At 64.9% G+C, this 20,825-nt stretch carries 23 protein-coding genes and 2 tRNA genes; 12 read left to right on the plus strand and 13 right to left on the minus strand.

The genetic code is table 11. The features are described 5' to 3' along the window. Positions 1–52: 52 nt before the first annotated feature. Positions 53–1,216 (plus strand): DUF2652 domain-containing protein, encoded by a 1,164-nt coding sequence (locus ABIB78_RS25235; protein ID WP_429029294.1) that lies wholly within the window; start codon positions 53–55, stop codon positions 1,214–1,216. Between the two features lie 35 nt (positions 1,217–1,251). On the opposite strand, the gene ABIB78_RS25240 is transcribed toward ABIB78_RS25235, so the two are convergent. The 6 genes from ABIB78_RS25240 to ABIB78_RS25265 form a co-directional block, all read right to left on the minus strand. Next, complete coding sequence (locus ABIB78_RS25240) at positions 1,252–1,818, minus strand: hypothetical protein (protein WP_429029295.1); 567 nt, start codon at positions 1,816–1,818, stop codon at positions 1,252–1,254. A 134-nt stretch (positions 1,819–1,952) separates the two neighbouring features. Beyond that, on the minus strand, positions 1,953–2,171 hold the full coding sequence (locus ABIB78_RS25245; protein WP_429029296.1) for a hypothetical protein: 219 nt from the start codon (positions 2,169–2,171) through the stop codon (positions 1,953–1,955). Between the two features lie 190 nt (positions 2,172–2,361). Next, entirely contained in the window at positions 2,362–2,544 is a 183-nt protein-coding gene (locus ABIB78_RS25250) for a hypothetical protein (protein WP_429029297.1), read from the minus strand. A 41-nt stretch (positions 2,545–2,585) separates the two neighbouring features. Next, entirely contained in the window at positions 2,586–2,759 is a 174-nt protein-coding gene (locus ABIB78_RS25255) for a hypothetical protein (protein ID WP_429029298.1), read from the minus strand. A gap of 528 nt (positions 2,760–3,287) precedes the next feature. Beyond that, a tRNA-Thr gene (locus ABIB78_RS25260) sits at positions 3,288–3,362 on the minus strand. A 151-nt stretch (positions 3,363–3,513) separates the two neighbouring features. Beyond that, positions 3,514–3,810: a hypothetical protein gene (locus ABIB78_RS25265; protein ID WP_429029299.1), complete on the minus strand. Its 297-nt coding sequence runs from the start codon at positions 3,808–3,810 to the stop codon at positions 3,514–3,516. Here ABIB78_RS25265 and ABIB78_RS25270 point away from each other — a divergent pair. The 4 genes from ABIB78_RS25270 to ABIB78_RS25285 all read left to right on the plus strand — a co-directional run bounded on the left by ABIB78_RS25270 (position 3,778) and on the right by ABIB78_RS25285 (position 6,487). Further along, positions 3,778–4,422, plus strand: coding sequence for a dienelactone hydrolase family protein (locus tag ABIB78_RS25270; RefSeq protein ID WP_429029391.1), 645 nt, complete (start codon positions 3,778–3,780; stop codon positions 4,420–4,422). The genes ABIB78_RS25265 and ABIB78_RS25270 overlap by 33 nt on opposite strands. Before the next feature lie 70 nt (positions 4,423–4,492). Next, positions 4,493–5,188: an urease accessory protein gene (locus ABIB78_RS25275; protein WP_429029300.1), complete on the plus strand. Its 696-nt coding sequence runs from the start codon at positions 4,493–4,495 to the stop codon at positions 5,186–5,188. A gap of 273 nt (positions 5,189–5,461) precedes the next feature. Then, the gene (locus tag ABIB78_RS25280; protein ID WP_429029301.1) at positions 5,462–5,932 is read left to right on the plus strand and encodes a hypothetical protein; all 471 of its coding nucleotides are present in this window, start codon (positions 5,462–5,464) and stop codon (positions 5,930–5,932) included. A 90-nt stretch (positions 5,933–6,022) separates the two neighbouring features. Further along, on the plus strand, positions 6,023–6,487 hold the full coding sequence (locus ABIB78_RS25285; RefSeq protein ID WP_429029302.1) for a hypothetical protein: 465 nt from the start codon (positions 6,023–6,025) through the stop codon (positions 6,485–6,487). A 58-nt stretch (positions 6,488–6,545) separates the two neighbouring features. On the opposite strand, the gene rlmB is transcribed toward ABIB78_RS25285, so the two are convergent. Further along, positions 6,546–7,370 carry a 23S rRNA (guanosine(2251)-2'-O)-methyltransferase RlmB gene (gene rlmB, locus ABIB78_RS25290; protein WP_429029303.1) on the minus strand — a complete coding sequence of 275 codons (825 nt, stop codon included), beginning with the start codon at positions 7,368–7,370 and terminating at the stop codon, positions 6,546–6,548. Between the two features lie 193 nt (positions 7,371–7,563). Here rlmB and ABIB78_RS25295 point away from each other — a divergent pair. After that, positions 7,564–7,649 (plus strand) — tRNA-Tyr (locus tag ABIB78_RS25295). 190 nt (positions 7,650–7,839) lie between these two features. Here ABIB78_RS25295 and ABIB78_RS25300 read toward each other — a convergent pair. Then, positions 7,840–8,715, minus strand: coding sequence for a LysR family transcriptional regulator (locus tag ABIB78_RS25300; RefSeq protein ID WP_429029304.1), 876 nt, complete (start codon positions 8,713–8,715; stop codon positions 7,840–7,842). Positions 8,716–8,817: 102 nt separating this feature from the next. Between ABIB78_RS25300 and ABIB78_RS25305 the strand changes: the two genes are divergently transcribed. Continuing rightward, the gene (locus ABIB78_RS25305; protein ID WP_429029305.1) at positions 8,818–9,429 is read left to right on the plus strand and encodes a DUF1989 domain-containing protein; all 612 of its coding nucleotides are present in this window, start codon (positions 8,818–8,820) and stop codon (positions 9,427–9,429) included. 24 nt (positions 9,430–9,453) lie between these two features. Continuing rightward, a complete protein-coding gene (locus ABIB78_RS25310) occupies positions 9,454–10,383 on the plus strand; it encodes a LysR substrate-binding domain-containing protein (RefSeq protein ID WP_429029306.1) in 930 nt (309 codons plus the stop codon). Here ABIB78_RS25310 and ABIB78_RS25315 read toward each other — a convergent pair. Together ABIB78_RS25315 and ABIB78_RS25320 are read right to left on the minus strand one after the other, a co-directional pair. Further along, the gene (locus tag ABIB78_RS25315; RefSeq protein WP_429029307.1) at positions 10,364–11,248 is read right to left on the minus strand and encodes a polysaccharide deacetylase family protein; all 885 of its coding nucleotides are present in this window, start codon (positions 11,246–11,248) and stop codon (positions 10,364–10,366) included. The two genes, ABIB78_RS25310 and ABIB78_RS25315, sit on opposite strands and share 20 nt — an antisense overlap. A 36-nt stretch (positions 11,249–11,284) precedes the next feature. Further along, positions 11,285–11,956 (minus strand): FMN-dependent NADH-azoreductase, encoded by a 672-nt coding sequence (locus ABIB78_RS25320; RefSeq protein ID WP_429029308.1) that lies wholly within the window; start codon positions 11,954–11,956, stop codon positions 11,285–11,287. A 298-nt stretch (positions 11,957–12,254) separates the two neighbouring features. On the opposite strand from ABIB78_RS25320, the gene ABIB78_RS25325 reads away from it, so the two are divergent. Next, complete coding sequence (locus tag ABIB78_RS25325; RefSeq protein ID WP_429029309.1) at positions 12,255–13,715, plus strand: purine-cytosine permease family protein; 1,461 nt, start codon at positions 12,255–12,257, stop codon at positions 13,713–13,715. Positions 13,716–13,737: 22 nt separating this feature from the next. Here ABIB78_RS25325 and ABIB78_RS25330 read toward each other — a convergent pair whose 3' ends face one another. Beyond that, positions 13,738–14,658 carry a LysR family transcriptional regulator gene (locus ABIB78_RS25330; protein ID WP_429029310.1) on the minus strand — a complete coding sequence of 307 codons (921 nt, stop codon included), beginning with the start codon at positions 14,656–14,658 and terminating at the stop codon, positions 13,738–13,740. A 126-nt stretch (positions 14,659–14,784) separates the two neighbouring features. Here ABIB78_RS25330 and ABIB78_RS25335 point away from each other — a divergent pair, with 126 nt between their 5' ends. From ABIB78_RS25335 to ABIB78_RS25345, 3 genes are all read left to right on the plus strand, one after another. Continuing rightward, complete coding sequence (locus ABIB78_RS25335) at positions 14,785–16,140, plus strand: MFS transporter (RefSeq protein WP_429029311.1); 1,356 nt, start codon at positions 14,785–14,787, stop codon at positions 16,138–16,140. A gap of 31 nt (positions 16,141–16,171) precedes the next feature. Then, positions 16,172–17,416 carry an amidohydrolase family protein gene (locus ABIB78_RS25340; RefSeq protein ID WP_429029312.1) on the plus strand — a complete coding sequence of 415 codons (1,245 nt, stop codon included), beginning with the start codon at positions 16,172–16,174 and terminating at the stop codon, positions 17,414–17,416. Positions 17,417–17,579: 163 nt separating this feature from the next. Further along, a complete protein-coding gene (locus ABIB78_RS25345) occupies positions 17,580–18,773 on the plus strand; it encodes an adenylate/guanylate cyclase domain-containing protein (protein WP_429029313.1) in 1,194 nt (397 codons plus the stop codon). 20 nt (positions 18,774–18,793) lie between these two features. Here ABIB78_RS25345 and ABIB78_RS25350 read toward each other — a convergent pair whose 3' ends face one another. Further along, the gene (locus ABIB78_RS25350) at positions 18,794–20,107 is read right to left on the minus strand and encodes a chloride channel protein (protein ID WP_429029314.1); all 1,314 of its coding nucleotides are present in this window, start codon (positions 20,105–20,107) and stop codon (positions 18,794–18,796) included. A gap of 200 nt (positions 20,108–20,307) precedes the next feature. Beyond that, positions 20,308–20,703, minus strand: coding sequence for an NUDIX hydrolase (locus tag ABIB78_RS25355; RefSeq protein WP_429029315.1), 396 nt, complete (start codon positions 20,701–20,703; stop codon positions 20,308–20,310). Positions 20,704–20,825: the final 122 nt, after the last annotated feature.

The following is a 20,825-nucleotide window of genomic DNA, read 5'->3' on the forward strand; positions in this document are numbered from 1 at the left end:
ACAGACTGCGCATCCACGCGGTTGGCGTGGACCGGTTGTGCGGGAGGTCTCCATGCTTCCTAAGGCTGAAGCGGCATATTTCGCGATTGCCGATATTTCCGGCTATACCAACTTCCTCGCGGCGGTCGAGCTCGACCACGCGCAGGATATCATCGCCGATTTCATGGACGTGGTGGTGAAAGGGCTGCGCCCGCCATTTCGCCTCGCCAAGTTCGAGGGCGACGCCGCCTTCGTCTACTCGACCGGGACAATCGACGGCTCGCTGCTGCAGGACGCGATCGAGGGCGCCTATTTCAAATTCCGCCGGCGCCTGCGCGACGTCCGCCAAGCCTCGACCTGCGAGTGCAAGGCCTGCGTCGCGATGGGCGATCTCGATTTCAAATTCGTCGTCCATCACGGCGAGATGGTGAAGCAGAAGATGGGCGGCCGGGAAGAGCTCGCCGGGCGCGACGTCATTCTGGTCCACCGGCTGCTCAAGAACACGGTTGGCGAGAAGGTTGGCGGGCGTGCCTACGCGCTCTACAGCGACGCCGCGATCCGTGCCATGGGCGTCGACCCGGTGGCACAAGGTCTGATCCCGCATCAGGAAACCATCGACATCATCGGCGATGTGACGCTGTGGGTGCGCGATCTCGAGGCGGCGTGGCAGCAGGACGACGCGCAAACGCGGCTGGAGGTGACGCGCGAAGACGCCTACGCGATACTGGAGTTCGACATCGCCGCGCCGCGGCAGACGGTGTGGGAGTTCATCACCGTGCCCGGGCAATGGCAGAAATGGTGGGACGCCGACGACATCGTCGAGGAGTCAGGCAAGGGGCGACGCGGTATCGGCACCAAGAATCATTGCGCGCACGGCAACCATACCAACGTCGAGGAGACGCTCGACTGGCGTCCGGTCGATTACTTCACGGTCGGGATCACGCTGCCGGTGCCCGGAGCCCCGCGCATCATCATGACCCGGGCCGTTCTCGACGGCGCAAACGGAACGTCCCGTTTCGAGCTACGGATCGCCAAGCCGAAGCCGAAGGATAGGGCGTTCCTCGATGGCGCCGCGGCCAAATTCGCCGAACGGATGACCCAGGCGGTGGCCGGCCTCCGATCGATGGTGGAAGGCAAGCAGCCCGCCGTTGACGCTGTGGAGGTGGAGGAGCCGACGCCGGCGCGATCGCGCGGACGCTTCCTGAGCGAGCCGGTGAAACCGGGCGCGCGCGGCTGAAGGTCAGCAAACGGTCGGGAGATAAAGGGGGCCGGTTACTTGCCGGAACGCGGCAGCTCGCTGTTGTCGCGGATTGCGGCGCGGACCTTGGCCATGGTCGTGGTGCAATATTCCTCGCGCTCCCTGAGGAAGCGCTGCTGCTGAGCGCGGAAATTCGCGACCCGCTCCCGCACCTCGGATCCGAAGTCACCGCTGATGTCGAGCTTGGCAAATTGCGGCGGCTGGACCGGTGGCGGCGGGACTTCGACGACCGTTACGGTCAAAGGCAAGGGCGCGGGGGGCAGGCCCTCAAGGACGGTCGGCACCGGAAGCGGGGGCGGCATGACCACTCGGGTCTCGGCGGCAGGCGTGATCTCCAAGGCAGCCATTATCTCAAAGGCAGCCCTTGTCTCCAAGGCAGCCTTTATTTCCAAGGCGGCGTTGGCCTCAGTCACGGCCGCCGGGATGGCAGGCGGCGGGGCAGGTGCAGATTCAACGGCAGGTGATGCGGGCGTCCGCTGGGCAGACCTCGGCAACTCGGCGTCGGGCAGCTTGCCCTTCACCGACTGTACGAAAGCCATTGTCTGCGCGATCAGGAGATCGCGTTCCTTCATCCACTTCATGGCGCACCTTGAGCGCGCGGATTGCAGCAGAGCAACCCCGCGGAATCAAGCACTCGTCATCATGATGGTTGACGAAGACGCCTGTTTTGCAGGCGCGGTGACAAAATTGTGACGCGCCCCGGGCGCGAGGACGGTCAGCGCTGGCGGGGATTGGTGTTCGGGACGAACGGGGTACCGACGGTCCGGACCGGCGTCTGACCAAGGTCCGACCTGTGATTCGTGCCCGGCGGGGGCGCGGCGTTGGCTGGCGCGGGCGCCGGATCGAGCAGGGCGACGACGCCGGCAGCGGCCACGCACAGCAGCGTGAAGCTGCTCAGAAGCAGTAAATTGCGGTTGGCTTCGCGTACTCTCATGCGGGGAAAATCGCGTGAGGCGGCAGAATGTTCCGAACAAATCCTCAGGCGTTTTCGCGCCGATTTGGCCTGCGCTTAAGGCACTGCGTCAAGAGCGGACCTGACAGTTCAAGGCGGGTGTCCCTCGCGAGCTTCCTGGCCGCGATCGGGCCCCGGCACGGCGGCGAAATGTTAAGGGGGGGGGGGGAGCCTAGTGGGCGGCCGCGGCCTCGGCGGGCATTCGCTCAGTGCTGCGCGCCTCGATCAGGTCGGCGTAGCGGCCATACTCCTCGGCCATTTCGAGCAGCTTTTCGCGCACCGTGGCGTCGGTGACCTGGCGGGCCAGCCTGCGCGCCTGATCGGACTGGAAGCGGTAATGTGCCGTGTCGGACATGGTGGCTCCTCACACATGTGTAAGGGCCGTCCGGTAAAGGTTCACTGAAGGGTCTGTGAGCGATCGGGAACTGCGCCGGCCTTGTCCTCGCGGACCTCGACCTCGAACCAGCCCATCTCCTTCAGCTCGCGCGCCTTCTTCTCGGCCGCGTCTTCGCTGTCGCGCTTCAGCACGATTTGGCTGGTGCCATCCCGGGCAAGGATCAAATAGGTCATTGGCTTATGTCCCCTCCCGTATTCTGCATACCCCTTTCCGGGCCGCAAGAACAGAAACAAGGCGAAGCATGGGTGATCCTACGGGAATGATCCCACGATTTCTGCCAGGGAGCGGGCGGACACCGAACCGGTCCTGCAGCGCGGGGCCAGTCCGGAACATCATTTGCCCGGCGCTGCGTGCAGACACGTTGTGGGTAAGCCAAGAGAGGCTCTTTGATTGAGCCGCAAATACGTGCTCGGCTAGCGCCCAAGAACAGCGCGCGGCGCAAGCCGTGTCGATCTGGATGGAGGACGCGATGCCCAGGCATTTCGGTTTGAAAGCAACATTGGCGGCAGGACGGTCGGACTACACGGGATCATCAAGGGATTTGCAGGAGCGGACTGCGTCGGCATCGAAGAAACACGGTCCGGCCAGTTCTGCGGCGACAAAGGCTTCGTCGCCATGCTCGGAGTTGCCGTACTCGCCTGCGAGCTGGCGGGGCTGCCGTGGTCGACGGTCGATCTCGGTAAGCTGAAATCCAAACCAATTGGTGCCGGCTGAGGGGATTGAACCCCCGACCTTCAGTTTACAAAACTGCTGCTCTACCGCTGAGCTAAGCCGGCGAAATGGGAATGATTTACGCGCTCGCATAGCAGACTTGGCGGGCGAGAGCCAGAACTTGCACTGTCCGGATCGATCACTCAGCCTGCATCGGCCTGGCAGCAGAAAGATGGCCCGAAAGCCGCCTTTTGCGCCGTCAGCATTTCGCCTGAGCTACTGGCAGGGGTGCTGGCGGCCGTCGCTGCCGCGGAACCAGGTGCCGGGGGTGCAGACGAAGCCGTTCTGCCGCGCATATTCCTCGCCGCCGATTGGGCGGCGGGTGTAGTCGGGACCGCCAAACGGGGCAGTGGCGATCGCAGCCGCCGTGCCGACCGCGCCGCCGACCACACCGGCCGCAGCGTCGACGGGTCCGAACGGGCCGGGGTCATACCGGTTGTAGCTGCCCTGCCAGTCGCGATCACGCCGGTTGGTGCGATGATGATAGGCGGTAGCGGTCGTGCCGGGTGCCATCGTCTGGCATCGGGCGTCCGGAGTGGCGTTCGAGCAGCGCGCGGGCGTGCCGAGCATGGCTACGTCGCGCTCGCGGCCGACATGTTCGGCGAGCGGCGGCAGGCCGCCGATTTGCAGCAGGCGATGACGCTGATCGGCGGCTTGCGCACAAGCCCCGCTATACTGCGCGCGCGGGCCCGCGCGGCGCTCGCGACACTCACGGTACTGCCCGAGGTCGATGCCACCAGATGCGCCGCGATCGGCTTCTGCTTCGGCGGCACCGTCGCGCTCGAGCTCGCGCGTGACGGCGCCGATCTCAGGGCCGCCGTCAGCTTTTACGGCGTGCTCTCGACTGCGCAGCCGGCGGCGGCGAATGCGGTGAAAGCGAGCGTGCTTGTGCTGACCGGCGCCGACGATCCGCTGGCGCCGCCCGACCAGGTTGCGGCCTTCGAGAACGAGATGCGCGCCGCCAAGGTTGCCGACTGGCAGGTGATCAGCTACGGCAACACGCTGCATGGTTTTGCCAACCCGACCGCCGACGGCTCGATCATGAAGTCAGCCCTCTACGATGCACGGGCCGACCGCCGCTCCTGGGCGCCGATGCAAGGCCTGTTTGACGAGGTGCTTGTTTGACGAGGTGCTGGCCTGACAAGATCGGCAATGTGGTGCTTGATCTGCCGTCACGCGCGGGCGAGGAGGATGGATGTTCGGAATCTTGAGTCTTGGCTTTCTGCTCGGCATGCAGCATGCGCTGGAGCCGGATCACATCGCGGCGGTATCGAGCATCGCGGCGCGGCGCACCCATGTTGGTGACATCGTCAAGCACGGCCTGACCTGGGGCCTCGGCCACACGCTCACCTTGTTCATCTTTGCCGGTGCGGCGATCCTGCTCGGGCGCGCGATTCCCGAGACGGTGGCGCAGCCGATCGAGACCGCGGTCGGCCTCATGCTGGTCGGGCTCGGCGCGCACGTTTGGTGGCGGCTGTGGCGCGACCGCGTGCACTTCCACACCCATTCGCACGGCGACGGCACGACGCATTTCCACGCCCACAGCCATGCCGATGAGACCGTCCCGCATGTCCGCGCCGCACATGGCCATGCGCACGGCTTCCGCTGGCGCACGCTGCTGGTCGGCCTGATGCACGGCATGGCTGGCTCGGCGGCGCTCTTGGTGCTGACGGTGTCGCAGGCGCCGAGCCCGGTGATCGGGCTGGGCTATGTCGCGCTGTTCGGCGTCGGCTCGATGATCGGTATGGGCGTGCTGTCCAGCGTGATCGCGGTGCCGCTCGCGGCCTCGGCGCGCTGGCTGACCTGGGCCAATCGCGGCCTGCAAATGGCGGTCGGCGCGGTCACCATTGCGATCGGCATCCACGCGATCATCGAGAACGCCTTCACCTGACGCACAGGCGCCTCCCTAGAGCGCGATGAGACGGTCGAATTGTCATCGCGCTTTAGCTCTTTGTTTGAGCATGATCTTTCCGGAAAACCGCTTCGCACTTTTCCGGATCATGCTCCCGGGCGGCCGTTAACGATTTCTGATCCCGCACGACTGCATTGACCGGATGCCGATGCTTACGCGTTAGGCTTACCGGCAGTTTGGCCCGCGTCCTTAACCCTTCCGGCAAGCCATTGGATTAGGCTGCGGATGGAACAATTCGGGACGCTGGGTGATATGCGCGGAAGTCTTGCGCTGGCGATATTGGCTGCGATGACCTCGACGGCGCTGGCCGGCGGCGGCTTCGACATCGTCGTGCCCGTGCGCCCCGGCGTGCCCATCATCATCAACGGCGTCGACGCTTCCTACGCGGTGGTCGAAAGCGCGATGGGGCTGAACCGCAACGAGTCGATGGTGCCGACCGTCTATGGCGGCCGCCCGATCGACCCCGAGCCGAATGTCGGCCACTATTATCCGAGCCTCGGTCACATGCCGGGTTACGGCCGCCTCGAGATCGAGCCGCCGGCCAATCGCCGCCTGCCCAAGCCGGCCGAGAGCTATCATCAATCCTGGGGGGCGCAATCCGCGCCACTCCCGGCACAGTCCAACGTGCCGGTCGATCCGCCGCCGGTGATCTACGCGCCGCAGTTCAACGGGCCGCGTCCGCTGCCGGGTCCGGTCCCGCGACCGCGTCCACGAGGACCTTAAATCGACTACCCCTAAATCAAGAGCCCCTCGAACGGGGACCTTCATAGCCATCAAGAGCTACGCGACGACAAAGACCTACAGGAGAGAGTAATGCGTCAAATGATCAAAGGACTGATTGCGGCCGTGGCCGTCATGGTGACCGCGCCCGCAATGGCGTGCGGCTTCAACCCTTGCGGCTATTCCGCGCCCGCGGTGACTTACGGGTACGGCTACGGCTATTCGGGCTGCGGCGGCTGCGGTGGCTACTATGGCGGTTACGGTGCGGTCGAACGTCTGCCCGACCCGGATGCGGCCTATCCCGACGCGGCGCAGCAGTACTATTACGCCAACCAGGGACCGACCTACACCGGTCCGGGGAATTGGGCACCGCGTCCGTACTACCGCGAAGGTTATGGCCGCCCGTCCTACGGCTATGGCTATCGCCACTACGGCTATCGCCATCACTATCGGTCCTGGTACCACCGCCCGCACTACGGCTATCGCTATGGCTATGCGCCGCGTCGCGCCTACGCGCCGGCCTATTACGGCCACCGCGTGCTGCGCCGCTACTACTGATCCGACGATCGGTTGAAAACATCAACGCCCGTTCGCGTGAAGCGAGCGGGCGTTCGTGCTACATCAGCCCGAGCCGGCTGGCGCCGATATAGAGCGCGAGCACGGCGGCGTTCGACACATTCAGGCTCTTGATCTCGCCGGGCATGTCGAGGCGGGCGACGACGCGGCAGGTCTCGCGCGTCAATTGCCGCAGGCCCTTGCCTTCGGCGCCGAGCACCAGCGCGAGCGGCTGCTGCAGCTGCACCTTGCCGAGATCCTCCGTGCCTTCGCTGTCGAGGCCGACGGTCTGGAAGCCGTGGTCGTTCAGTTCGTTCAGCGCGCGCGCCAGATTCTGCACGGTGACAACAGGCACCAGCTCGAGCGCGCCGGAGGCGGATTTCGCCAGCACGCCGGTCGCCTCCGGGCTGTGGCGGGCGGTGGTGACGATCGCTTTCACCGCGAACGCCGCCGCCGAGCGCAGGATGGCGCCGACATTATGCGGATCGGTGATCTGGTCGAGCACCAGCACGATGCCTTCCAGCGCCAGCGCGTCGATGCCGGGCGAGGGTAGGGGATCGGCTTCCGCCAGCAGGCCCTGATGCACCGCATCGGGGGTGAGGCGCCGGTCGATGTCGCCGGGCCGGACGAGCTCCGGGGTGACGCGGGTTGCGATGTTTTCCTCGGCGAGCCGCCGGGCCGCGTTCTCGGTGAGGTAAAGCTTGCGGATCTGGCGGTCCGGGTTGGCAAGCGCGGCCGCCACCGTGTGCCAGCCATACAGAATCACCGGCCCGTCGGAACCGGATTCGCGCTCCCGCCGGGCCGCCGGGCGGCCGAATTTCGGCCGTTTTTGGAAGGGTTTACCGCCCTTGCTTCGGAAATTGGGTCTGCGGTCGCGATCGCTCATGTGAGGCTTGTGTCACGGCTCCCGAATATTGGCAATTTAACCGGCAAATAGCCGGCTGGCTTGGTTGACTTTGGGGACCGCCTTCCCCCATAAACGCGCCCGACCGCGCACCCGCTTCGGGTCGGCCGGTTATCAGCGTCATTTCGATGACCGGTCCGCCGCCACTCGCGCGGCCGGTCTGATGCTGTTGGACGGGGGAGTGTCCCGAGTGGCAAAGGGAGCTGACTGTAAATCAGCCGCCTCATGGCTTCGCAGGTTCGAGTCCTGCCTCCCCCACCAGCCTTCGCTCGCTTCGCGAGCTTCGGCTGGGCAAGCCAGCAAAACTCCATCGTAGCGAAATGAGCGAAGGCTGCCGCGCCGAAGCCCGGAGGGCGAAGGCGGGCTGTATGTGACGCGCACCAACTCCTCGCGCCATCTGCGCGAACATCTCCACCAGCCCCTGCGCAACCAGCGATGCGCCGCCGGCAACTCACCCCCGCAAACCGCGCCGCAGCAGTTTCGCAAAATCCTGCGCGATCTGGGACGGCGCCTCGTGCGTCGGGGAGAGGATCGCGATCTGGTACTGGATCTTTGGCTTGAACGGGCGGATGGCGAGGCCTTCGGTGAAGGGCTTGCTCACCACCGGATCGACGATGCCGACGCCGCGGCCCTCGGCGACGAGCTGGCACGCGGTCGAGAAGAATTCGGTCTCCGCGACCACGTTCCAGCGCGCGCGATATTCGGAGAAGGCGGATGCCAGCTGCTGGTAGATCGGGTCGCCGCGAAACAGCGTGACGAAGGGAACGCCGTCGAGGTCGTTCGGGGTAATTTGCGTGAGCTTCGCAAGCGGATGCGCATGCGGCAGCATGCACACGCACTCATACGAGAACATCTCCATGTGCGACGTCGGATAATCGAGCGGTAGCTCGGCGACCGCGAGATCGAATTGCTGCGTCGAGATCAGCTCCCGGACGGTCGCGGAATTCCGCGTGATGATCTTGATCTGCAGCTCGGGCTTATTCCTGGCGAATTGCGACAGCAGGCGCGGCAGCAGATTGATCGAAATGCTCGGATAGGCCGCGATCGCGAGGTGACCGCGCCGCCCGGACCTGATCTCGGCCGCAACGCGCGACGCGTTGTCGGCAGCTTCGAGGGCGCGCGCCGCCTCGACATAGAACAGCTTGGCTTCCGGGGTCGGTTGCAGGCGGCCGCCTCGACGCAGGAAGAGGCTGAGCCCGGTCTCGTGCTCGAGGCCCGCGATCATCGTGCTGATGCCGGGCTGCGACATGCCGAGCAGTTCGGCCGCCCTGGTCATGGTGCCGTGGAGCATCAGGGCGCGGAAACATTCGAGCTGTCTGAGGCGCATGAGTGACTATACGAATCTGCTATAATGGGCACAACTAATATTATTAGAACTACATGACGAGCGGTGCTCCAATGGCGCAACGAGCCATTGAGGAGGCACCACGTGACCGCAGCAACCATCGATCTGACCCGCGCCCGCCTGATTCCAGCCCGCAACGGCGTGGCGGCTCGCCTCGATGCGGGAGAGACGGTCACGGTCGTCAACACCCATGGCAAGCAGGTGGTCGATACCTGGGCCTTCAATGCCCGCGACACCGGCGAGTTCATGTCGATGGAGCACAGCCGTGCATCGATGCTGCGCCTCGTCCCCCGCGTGGGCGACACGCTCACCACCAACAGGCGCCGCGCGATCCTCACCTTCGTCGCCGACACGACGCCGGGAATCCACGACACGTTGATCGCGGCTTGCGACATTCACCGCTATCGTCAGCTCGGTGCCGTCGGCCATCACGACAATTGCACGCAGAATCTGGCGCATGCGCTCGAGGCGGTCGGCCTGTCGGCTGCAGTGACACCGGCTCCGCTCAATCTGTTCATGAATGTACCCGTCACCGACAATGGAAAGCTGGACTTCAAGTCTCCCGTCAGCGAGGCCGGGCAGTATGTGGCGCTGCGCGCCGAGATGGACCTGGTCATCGTGTTCTCCGCCTGTCCGCAGGACATGGTGCCGGTGAACGACATGCGGCCGACCGACGCTCACTTTCTCATCGCCTGATACGGGCAGCGCGGAGAACCGACCATGCGCAAGCTGCCGCCCCTCAATGCCGTCCGCGCGTTCGAAGCGGCGGCGCGTCACGAGAGCTTTACCGCCGCCGCCAATGAACTCTGCGTCACGGTGACGGCGATCAGTCACCAGGTCCGGCAACTCGAGGCGATACTCGGACGCAAGCTGTTCGAGCGCTCCGGCCGCGCGGTCGTGTTGACCGCGGAGGGCCATGCGGTGTTCCCGATGCTGCGCGACGGCTTCGACCGTATGGCGAGCGCCTTCACCGCGATCCGGCCGCCGGCCGATGGCGATGCGATCACTGTATCGACCACACGCGCCTTCGCCGAGCGCTGGCTGATGCCGCGGCTCGCGCGCTTCAACGCGGCGTTTCCTCAACTCGTCGTCCACATCGACGCGACCGAAGAGGTGAGGACGCCGGGCGCCGACGGCGTCGATCTGGCCATCCGGTACGGTCGCGCTGACCGCGCCGGCGAGAAATCGGTGCTGTTCAGCGATCGCTACATTGCGGTTGCGGCGAGCGCGATCTGTCCGCCCGGTTCGCGTCTCACCATCGACGACGTCCGTTCGCGATCGCTGCTGGCCTTCCGCTGGAAGAACGCCACGCTGGATTCGCCGGCATGGTCGGCCTGGCTCGCGGGGGCCGATCATGATCCCGGCGGGGACTTCCGCATCTCATGGTACAGCGAGGAGCCGTTGGCGTTGCATGCCGCCGAACGCGGGCTGGGACCTCTGCTGTGCAGCGATGCGCTGGTGGACGAGCAATTGCGCCAGGGCACGCTGCGTCGGCTCGACGGTCCCGCGCTTGCCGGCTTCGCCTATCGTCTGGTGGATGGGCCAAGCGCTGCCCGGCGCAAATCAGCGACGGCATTCATCGATTGGCTGCGGGGAGAGGCGGCCACATTTCGTGCAACTCCCGAACGGGTCATAACACGGGCTGCGTGAAGTAGGGCAGGGTCTCGACGCGGACCTGGTAGGTGCCTGCCTTGACCAGGCCGTCAACATGGGCGGCGATCGCCTCGAGCGGCGCGAACCAGACCTTGCGTTCGGCGACGACCCGCTCGAGCCAGTGCTCCACCACGCGCCAGCGGGCAAGCCGGCCGGTCAGGAACGGATGCCAGATTCCCATCCAGAATCCGCCGGCCTCATAGGCGGCCTCGAACTCCTCGAAGGAGGCCGCAAGGCCTTCGCTCGGCGATTTGACCGGCATCATGTAGCCGATCTCCGCGTAATGGGCGAAGGGCGGCCAATCGTCCGATCCCCAATGCGGCGGCATCTCGTAGAGCGACCCGCGCGCGGTGCGCATCTGGTACGGGATGTCGTCGGCCATCAGCGACGAATCGTAGACAAAACCGTGCTCGATCAAGAGGTCGATCGTGGCCTGGTTGGCGTTGTAGACCGGCGCGCGGTAGCCGCGCGGCTTGCGCCCGGTCATCGCGACGTGAATGTCGAGGGCGCGTTCGAACGCCTCGCGCTGCTCCGCCGAGGAAATCTCCGTCGGATCTTCGTGGATGTAGCCGTGATGGCCGATCTCGTGGCCATCCCTGAGGATGGCTTCCACCGCATCCGGATAGCGCTGCATGGTCCAGGCCGGCATGAAGAACGACTGTTTCAGCCCGAGGCGCCGATAGGTCTGAAGGATGCGCGGCACGCCGACGGTCGGTCCGTAACGTCCCATCGTGATCGGATAGAGCCGGTCGAACGAATCCTTCGGCCGGGCGATGTGAATGAGACTGTCGGCGTCGACGTCGAACGTGATCGCACAGGCGCAACGCGCCCCGTTCGGCCAGGGGATGGGATTGCGTATCATCGGACTTTCCTCGCACAGCTAGCAGGCGGCTGCGCATCATTCCGCCGCCACATTAACAGGCCCGTCGATCCCAAGACACTGCCGGACCAGCACTGGAATTGCGGCGAAGGCGTCCGCGACCGACCGCTGATAGCGTTCATCGTTGAACTCCTGGTAGTCGACCGCGATCAGATGGCTCTCCTGCACCCCGAGATAGTGGGCGCAGGTGAAGATGTGGGTCTCCAAATGGTTCATGGCCTCTCGCACCCCGCCGGGGCCAAAGCCGAATTCGCCGCGCGAACTCAGCACCACCAGCGTCTTGCCGCGCATGATCGGCTCGAGCGGAAAGTCGCCGCGCGCGAGATCGAAGGTGAAGGTCTTGTCGATGCGGATCACCTTGTCGAACCATGACTTCAACGCAGCCGGCATGCCGTAATTGTGCATCGGCGCCCCGATGACGATCACGTTGGCGCGTTCAAGCTCGTCGATCAATTCGTCGGAGAGACAAAGCTCGTCGTGCTGCTCGGCCGTGCGGTCGCCGGGCGCGGTGAAGGCAGCGGCTACCCACGCCTCTGATATAAGGGGCGGCGGGTTGCAGCCGACGTCACGCGAGATCACCGTGGCGCCGGGCTCGTGCGTGAGCCAGTGCTCGACAAACGACTTGGAGAGCTTCCGGCTGACCGAACGGTCGCCGCGCGGACTGGCATCGATATGCAGAAGTGTCGTCATCCCTGACCTCGGCTGATTGGGGAGCAGTGCGTCGGCCGCACAATGACCCAGTGCCCGGGCCGGCGTGATTGACGAATCCGGCAGGTGAGTTGAGAAAATCTCAATAGTGAAGCGGCGCGCCCTGGTGGTGCGGCTTGGGAGCCTGGTCGCGGCACGATCTGTCGATTTTCGGCGCGCAAACTTCACTCTCGAAGTCGTCTCAACCCGGCTTGAGGATTTCTCATTATCGCCTCGCAGCTGCCTGCTGCTCAGATGCCCCATCCCGGCCCAAGCCAATGCGCCGGACAACGGGGGAAACATGTTGCTCAAGCAGACACAGCTTCCGGCGCAGGATGAGGCCGGCTTCGATGCCCACGGAATTGAACCGGTACCGGCGGCACACCGCACGTCGTCATCGTTCGATCAGTTCTGGATCTGGACCGGCGCGAACATCGCGCCGATCAATTGGGTGCTGGGCGCGCTCGGAATCCAGCTCGGCCTCAGCCTGCTGCAAACGCTTGCCGTCATCGTTGTCGGGAACCTGTTCGGCGCGGCGTTGTTTGCCGCCTTCTGCCTGATGGGTCATCGCACCGGCGTGCCGCAGATGGTGCTGGGCCGGCTGGCGTTCGGCCGCCGCGGTGCCTATCTGCCGGCGCTGGCGCAGGTGCTGATGCCGATGGGATGGGTTGCGGTCAACACCTGGATCGTGCTCGACCTCTGTATGGCGGCGCTCGAACGGATGGGAGTTGGCGGCGGTGTCGAGCTCAAATACGCGATCGCGGTGCTGGTGATGCTGTTCCAGGTCGGCATCGCGGCCTGGGGCTTCAATGCCATCAAGGTGTTCGAGCGCTACACCATGCCGTTCATCCTGCTGATCATGGCTGTCATGACCGCGCTCGCTTTCTTGCGCGTCGATATCAGGTGGCAGTCCGCGACCGTCACCGGCATGCCGGCATTCGCCGCGGCGACGCAACTGATGACCGCGATCGGGATCGGCTGGGGCATTTCATGGCTCACCTATGCCTCCGACTATACCCGCTTCACCCGGCCCTCGCTCGGCGCCGCAAAGGTGTTTCGGGCGACATTCCTCGGCATGTTCCTGCCGACGGTCTGGCTCGCTTTTCTCGGTGCGGCCATTGCATCCGCCGGCGCCGGTTCCGATCCGTCGAAGCTGATCATCGCAGCTTTTGGTGCGATGGCGCTGCCGGTGCTGCTGGTGCTGCTCCATGGCCCGATCGCGACCAACATCGTCGTGATCTATTCGGCGGCGCTGTCGTCGCTCGCGCTCGATCTGCGGCGGCCGCGTTGGGTGATCTCGGTGGTGTCCGGCCTGATCGCCACCGCGATCCTCTACGGGTTCCTGCAATCGGGCGATTTTGCCCATGCCTTCGACAATTTCATGGTCGCCTTGATCGTCTGGATCAGCCCATGGGCCGGAGTCACGCTCGCCGATTTCTTCCTCGTCAGACGCGGCCGGATCGACATCCCGTCGCTGTACGAGGAGCCGGGTCGAGATCGTGATTTCAACTGGGCGGGGCTGATCGCATTTGCTGCCGGTTTCGCAGCGGCGTGGGCCTTCCAGATGGGCACGATCAAGGCCATGCAAGGTCCGCTTGCATTGGCGACCGGCGGGGTTGACCTGTCGTGGCTCACCGGCATCGGTGTTGCGATGACGAGCTACCTTGCGCTGCATCGGCTATTTGGACGTCCGCTGGCGCGGAGCGGTCAGCCGTCGAGCGCGGACACGGCGTCGATCGAACCCGCGCCCACGTCGACCTGACAGGGACGCGCCGTGCGCCTGTTCACTCCATCCGCGCAAACATCTCCACCAGCGTGTCGCGCAGCCAGCGTTGCGCGGGGACGGTGTCATTACGCTGGTGCCAGAACAGGCTGACGATGCGCGGCGGCGCCGGCAGCGGGACGGGCATCATGTGTAGGAACGGTGCGTGGCGAGACTGTGCGCTGAGATCGCGCGGCAGCACCGCGATCAGGTCGGACTGCCGCACGATCTCGTAGGCGGCGTTGTAATGATTGACGGTCGCGACCAGATTGCGCGACAGCCCGCGCGAGGCGAGAAACTGGTCGTAGGTCGGCAGCGTCTTGCCGGCGAGGCTGACATCGACGTGCTTGGCGTTGAGGAAGCTGCGGGTGTTGAGCCGCTTTCTGGCGGCGAGCGGATGATCCCGCCGCATCATGCAGGCATACTCCACGGTCCATAACGAGCGTGAGCGGATTGCGGCCGGCGGCTGCTGCGCCTCATTGACATAGACGCTCAGCACGCAATCGACCCGGTTGTCCTCGAGCCGGTCGCCGATCTCCAGGATGGTGTTGGGCACGGTGTGGATGCGCGCCGAGGGCGCCATTTCGCTGAAGCGGTTGAGCAGCCGCGGCATCACCAGCGAGGATACGTAGTCCGACATCGACAGGCTGAATTCGGCCTCGGTGCGCCGCAGATCGAAGGTGTCCTCGTCGAGTGCGTGGCGCACGTGCTCCAGCGCATCGCCGATCGGCTGCCACAGTGCCACGGCGCGCTGCGTCGGCCGGATGCCGCTGGCTGATCGCACGAACAGGGGATCGCCGAGCGCGTCGCGCAAGCGGGCGAGCGCGTTGCTGACGGCGGGCTGCGTCATCGTCAGCGCGCTCGCGGCGCGGGTGACGCTGCCCTCGGTCATCAGCGCCTCGAAGACTTTCAGCAGGTTGAGGTCGAGCGTGCGGAACGACACGAGCTATATTCACAATGGTGATGTACCAGATAACGATTATAAATTATTCCCATAATATTGATTTGTCTATCATTCCCCAGGCTGACCTCGCGGCGCGTGCCGACCGTGGGGCGGAGGGGGCTTTTCATGTCAATGATCTCGGCGCGCATCGAGCGCCTGCCTTTCGCGCGTTTCCATGCGCACCTGCTGCTGATGGGCGGCCTGGGCTATCTGTTCGACGCAATGGATGCCGCCGTGCTGGCCTTCATCCTGCCGGTGCTGCGCACTGCCTGGGGGCTTACCAATGTCGAGACCGGCGTGCTCGGCAGCAGCACCTTCGTCGGTTATCTCTTTGGCGCGCTGCTCGCGGGGACGCTGGGCGACCTGATCGGCCGCCGCGCGGTGATGATGTCCGCGCTCGCGCTCTACAGTGCGGCCTCGCTGGTGAGCGCGGCGGTGGATAGCTGGCCGTCGTTCTTCGCCGCCCGCGTCGTCGCCGGCATGGGCACTGGCGCGGAGAGCGCGATCATCGCGCCATACCTCGCGGAGTTCGTGGCGCGGCGTTACCGCGGCGCGTTCACGGGCGCGCTCGCAGGCTTCTTTTCGTTCGGTTTCGTCGCCGCCGCGCTGCTCGGCTATTTCATTGTGCCCGCTTACGAGAACGGCTGGCGTATCGTGCTCGTCATCACCGCCGTGCCGGTCGTGATGCTGCTGTGGTGGCGCCGGTCGCTGCCGGAATCGCCGCGCTGGCTGGAAAGCCGGGGCAGATCCAAGGAGGCCGAAGCGGTGCTCGACAAGATCGAGGCCGGCTTCGCGCGCGAGGGCCGCGTGCTGCCGGCTCCAATCGCCGAGCCAGCTGCGCCCGCTGTCTCGACGGGAACGCTAGCGAGCAATTTTGCCGCGCTGCTGGCGGGACGACAGGCGCGGATCACCACCATGACCTGGATCATGTGGCTGTCGATCACGTTCAGCTACTATTCCTTCTTCGTCTGGATTCCCGGCCTGCTGGTGCAGAACGGCATGAGCATCACCAAGAGTTTTGGCTATTCGCTAGCGATGTATTGCGCGCAGGTCCCGGGCTATTTCACCGCTGCCTGGTTCAACGAGCAGATCGGAAGGCAAGCCACGATCGCCTCCTACATGGTGCTCGGGGGAGCCAGCGCGCTGGGGCTCGCCTTCGCCAAGAGTGACGGAGAGATCATGGCGGCTGGCCTGCTGCTGTCCTTCTTCATGAACGGCACCTATGCGGGTGTCTATGCCTACACTGCGGAGGTGTTTCCGACGGCGATCCGGACCACGGGGGCAGGGCTTGCGTCCGCAATCGGCCGCATCGGTGCGATCGCAGCGCCGATCCTGGTCGGCTATCTCTATCCCAAGTTCGGTTTTGCCGGCGTGTTCGGCGTCACCACGTCAGTGCTGTTGATCGGCGCTCTTACCGTCGTCCTGATGGGCGTGCCGACGCGCGGACGTTCGCTGGAAGACATCGCAAGCGAAGCCGCGTAATCACCCCGCTGCATCCCGACAGGAGACCATCATGTCCACCATCCTCTTCAAGAATGCCGCGCTGCTTGATCCGCTGCGAGCCGATCTCCTCGAAGGGCATCACGTGCTGGTCGAGGATCGCCTGATCAAGGAGGTGTCCGATCGGCCGATCGAGGCTTCAGCCGACCGGGTCATCGATCTCAGGGGCAAGACCCTGATGCCCGGCCTGATCGACCTGCATGTCCATGCGGTTGCCGTCGAGCTCGACCTGTCGCAGCAGGCGAGGATGGCGAACGTGCTGGTGACGCTGCGCTCGACCATGCTGCTGCGCGGCATGCTGAAGCGCGGCTTCACCACCGTCCGTGATGCCGGCGGCGCGGGTTACGCGCTGAAGCAGGCGATCGACACCGGCCTCACCGACGGCCCGAGGCTGTTCGTCTCCGGCCGCGCGCTGAGCCAGACCGGCGGTCACGGTGACGGGCGTGCTCGCTCGGATTATCTGAGCGATCCGACCTGCTCCTGCTGCGTGCGGGTCGGCGCGATCGCGCGCGTCGTCGACGGCGTTGATGCCGTGCGCAAGGCGGTGCGCGAGGAGCTGCAGATGGGCGCCGACCAGATCAAGATCATGGCCTCAGGCGGCGTCGCGTCGCCCACCGATCCGATCGGCACGTTCGGCTACTCCGAGGACGAGATCCGCGCCATCGTCGCCGAGGCGAAGGCGCGGCACACCTACGTGCTGGCCCATGCCTACACCGCCGAGGCGATCGAACGCGCGGTGCGCTGCGGCGTGCGCACCATCGAGCACGGCAATCTGGTTGATCTTCCAACCGCGCGGCTGATGGCCGAGCAGGGCGCCTATGTGGTGCCGACGCTCGTCACCTATGAGGCGCTGGCCAATGAGGGCGCGAAATACGGCCTGCCTGCGGCGAGCGTCGCCAAGATCGCCGACGTGCGCGATGCCGGCCTGCGCTCGCTCGCGATCTATCGCGAGGCCGGCGTCAAGATGGGATTCGGTACCGACCTGCTTGGACCATCGCAGCGCTTGCAGAGCGAGGAGTTCCGGATCCGTGCCGAATTGTTGGGCCCGCAGCCGGTGATCGCGAGCGCGACCATTGTCGGCGCCGAGGTGCTCGGCATGGAAGGCAAGCTCGGCCGGATCGCGCCGGAGGCTTTTGCCGACCTCCTAGTGGTGGAGGGAAATCCGCTGCGCGACGTGGCGTGCCTGCTCGGCCAGGGCGAGCACATCCCGCTGGTGATGAAGGCCGGCAAGGCCGAGGTCGACAGGCTGGGCGGTTAGCCGCCTGAGCACGGTCGGGGGCAGAGCGCTCGTCCTCACGGCGTCACGCGGAGGCAGGCCGGGCCGATTTGCCCGATCACATAGCTGCTGGCAGCGTTGACGCGGCCGGGCGGAAGCACGACATATCGGCTGCCCGATCCAACTCGCTGCTCCGGAGCAAGAAATGAACGCGCCGCCCAACATCGATCGCGTCACGCCGCAGTCCGACGGCGACATTGTGAGCTGGCTGACCAACGAAACCCGCGACCAGCGCTTCATCGACAATATCTTCGCCGAGCTCTGCATCCGGCTGCAGGGCACGGGCATCCCGCTCAAGCGGGCGACGATGAATCTTCTGATCCAGCATCCGCAATGGCTTGGCGCCCGGATCATCTGGGCCGACGGCAAGCGCGAGGCCGAGATCACGCGGGTCGATTATGAGGTCAGGGAGCGCTCGGAATATATCGGCAGTCCGGTCTACGAAATCCATCAGGGCGCGGCCGAAGTGCGCGAGCGGCTCGAACGGGAGCCCGGCCGCAAGCACGCGCTCTATGACGAGATGCGCGCGCAAGGCCTGACCGACTACGTGGCATGGCCGCTGCTGCATACGCTCGGCAAGCGCCACGTCGTGACCTTTGCGACCGACCGTCCCGGCGGTTTCGACGATGCGCATATCGCCGAGCTATCAAGGGTGTTGCCGGTGCTGGCGCTGGTCAGCGAGATCCGGATGAAGAACCGGCTGGCGCGAACGCTGCTCGAGACCTATGTCGGCTCCCATGCCGGCGAACTCATCCTGGCGGGTGCGACGCGGCGGGGCAGCGGGACCACGGTCAGCGCCGCGATCATGATCTGCGATCTCAGGGATTTCACCCGGATCTCGGACTCTTGGCCGCGCGATGACGTCATCGATCTCCTCAACGACTATTTCGACGCCATGTCGGAGCCGATTGCGCGGCATGGGGGGGAAATCCTGAAATTCATCGGCGACGGCCTGCTGGCGATTTTCCCGCTCAGCGAGCCCAAGGCCTGCGCCAACCTGCTGCACGCCGTGTCCGAGGCGCGGCTGGCGATGGCGGCGCTGGGCGAAAAGAACAGCATGATGGGCAAGGCGCCGATGAATTACGGCATCGGCGTCCATGTCGGCGACGTCATGTACGGCAATATCGGATCGCGCACCCGGCTCGACTTCACCGTCATCGGCCCTGCGGTGAACATGGCCTCGCGCCTTGAAGCCCTCACCAAGCAGTTGAAAAAGACGGTGCTGCTGTCCCGCGCCTTTGCAGACCTGGTCGAACGCGATTTCGCCCTCGAACATGTCGGCGAGCATCCGGTACGCGGTTTCAGCGAGCCGATCGAGTTGTTTGCCTACAACGGCTGAAGCATGACCAGTCGGAAATATCAGGCCGGCGGCGTCTTCTGCGTCGATGGAGCCCGCTCGACGAATCCCTTGGCGAGGGCGTGATACACGCCTTCCTTGCAGATCAGGCGCGAACTCGCGTGGGCGATCAGGGCCGCGGCCATCAGCGGCACGACCATCGCGTGATTGTCGGTCATCTCGGTGACGATGACGAAGGCCGTGATCGGCGCCTGAACTACGCCGGCGAAATACGAAACCATGCCGAGCAGGATGATAGCCGGCAGCGGAGCGCCGTGAAACAGCGGCGCGATGTTGGAGCCGAGCCCGGCGCCGACCGCGAGCGAAGGCGCGAAAATGCCGCCCGGCATGCCGCTGATCGAGGCAAATGCGGTCGCCAGGAATTTCCACACGCTGAAGCTCGCAGGCAGTTGTGATCCGGCTTCGAGCGCGGATTTGACCTGCTGATATCCCGTACCGTAGATCGCGCCGTCGGAAGCAATCCCGCAGATCGCAGCGGCAAACCCGCAGATCGCCGCAAAGCCGACCGGATAGCGCTTGATCGTGCGTCCGACCGGATTGGCAAATCCGCGCGCCATTGCGATCAGAATGCGACTGAACAAACCACCCGCCAGACCTCCGGCAACGCCGCAGAGCGGGACCGCGAGCCAGTCGGTCCCGTTGCGCAGGGACGTCGCGCTGGTGCCGAAATAAGTGTAGTTGCCCATCAAAGCGAGCGAGGTGAGACCAGCGGCGATCACTGCGCCGATGATCAGGCTGCTGGTTCGCGTCTCGAAGGCGCGGCTCATTTCCTCGATGCCGAACACGATCCCGGCTAGCGGGGTGTTGAAGGCTGCGGCGACACCCGCGGCTGCACCGGCAAGGATCAAGCCCGGTTGACGGCGGGGCGAGAAGCGGCCGAGCGCAAACATGATCGACGCGCCGATCTGCACCGTCGGCCCCTCGCGCCCGACCGACGCGCCACATAGCAGGCCGAACAGGGTCAGCAGAATCTTGCCGGCCGCAATGCGCAGCGACACCAGGCTTTCGCGGGCGGTCTGGTCGGTCAGATGGCGTGCAGCGATGGCCTGCGGGATGCCGCTGCCTTGCGCGTTCTGGAAAAAGCGATTGGTCAGGAAGACCGACAGGGCGAAGCCCACGGGCGTCACCACCAGAGAGGCATAACGGACATGCGACACCAGCGCGGAGAAGGCAATCTGCGCCAGATCGGCGAGTTGTGCGAGCGCGACGGCTGCCGCACCGACGGCGATGCCGCCCAACAGGAAGATGGCCCGACGTTGCCAACGTGTGGAGACAATTCTGAACAGCCGCCGCTGGCGGTTGGAAGGGAAGGTCATTCTGGCGGTAGTCTGGCTGATGTCATGGTCCGATACGGACGGATCACGTCGTTCTTAGCGCTTGGCCGGGCACGCGTCGATGGTGTGCGAAGCCCAAGAAATCGGCAAGGTGTGCCGACGCAGACGCCAAATTGCAAAGTGCAAGTTTGCTTGCAAGATGCAAGTCTGCGCTTCTCCGCTAGCAGCGAATATCCGTCCGTCTATCTCCGGCGTCGCTGCTTTCCCGGAAACAGCCGATCGCGGATGTAGCGCGAGGTCGGCGTCAGGCGAAGTCCGCGAGGCTTCTGCCAGGCGGCGCGGTCGATCTCCTTCTTGTCGCCGATCGCCAGCCTTCCCTTGGCGTTCTTGGCGATGAAGATCGCATCGCTCATCCTGCGGCCGGAACGCTTGTTCTTGGCCGTCACTTCCTTCCAGAGGCTGAGCCTGCCGAGCTTGAGCTTCGGCAGCTCTTCCTTGATCTCGCGCTTGAGACAATCCTTCCCGGTCTCTCGCGCGCGCCTGCGGCCGCCGGGAAACATCCACAACCCGTCAGATCGGCGTCGAACCAGAAGAACCTTGCCGCGCTTCGCGGCGACCAGCTTGGAAGACTTGGGCATGTACTGTGCAATAATCGAAGGCAGAATCGTGCGTATTTTAACTTGTCTAATCGAGTAGACAAGTTTGAAGGGCGTATTGTTCCACAGTCATATGTCGGCCGTTTGTCTCTCATGGACAGCTG

This window comes from Bradyrhizobium sp. I1.14.4 (genome assembly GCF_050435825.1).
Classification (GTDB): Bacteria; Pseudomonadota; Alphaproteobacteria; order Rhizobiales; family Xanthobacteraceae; genus Bradyrhizobium.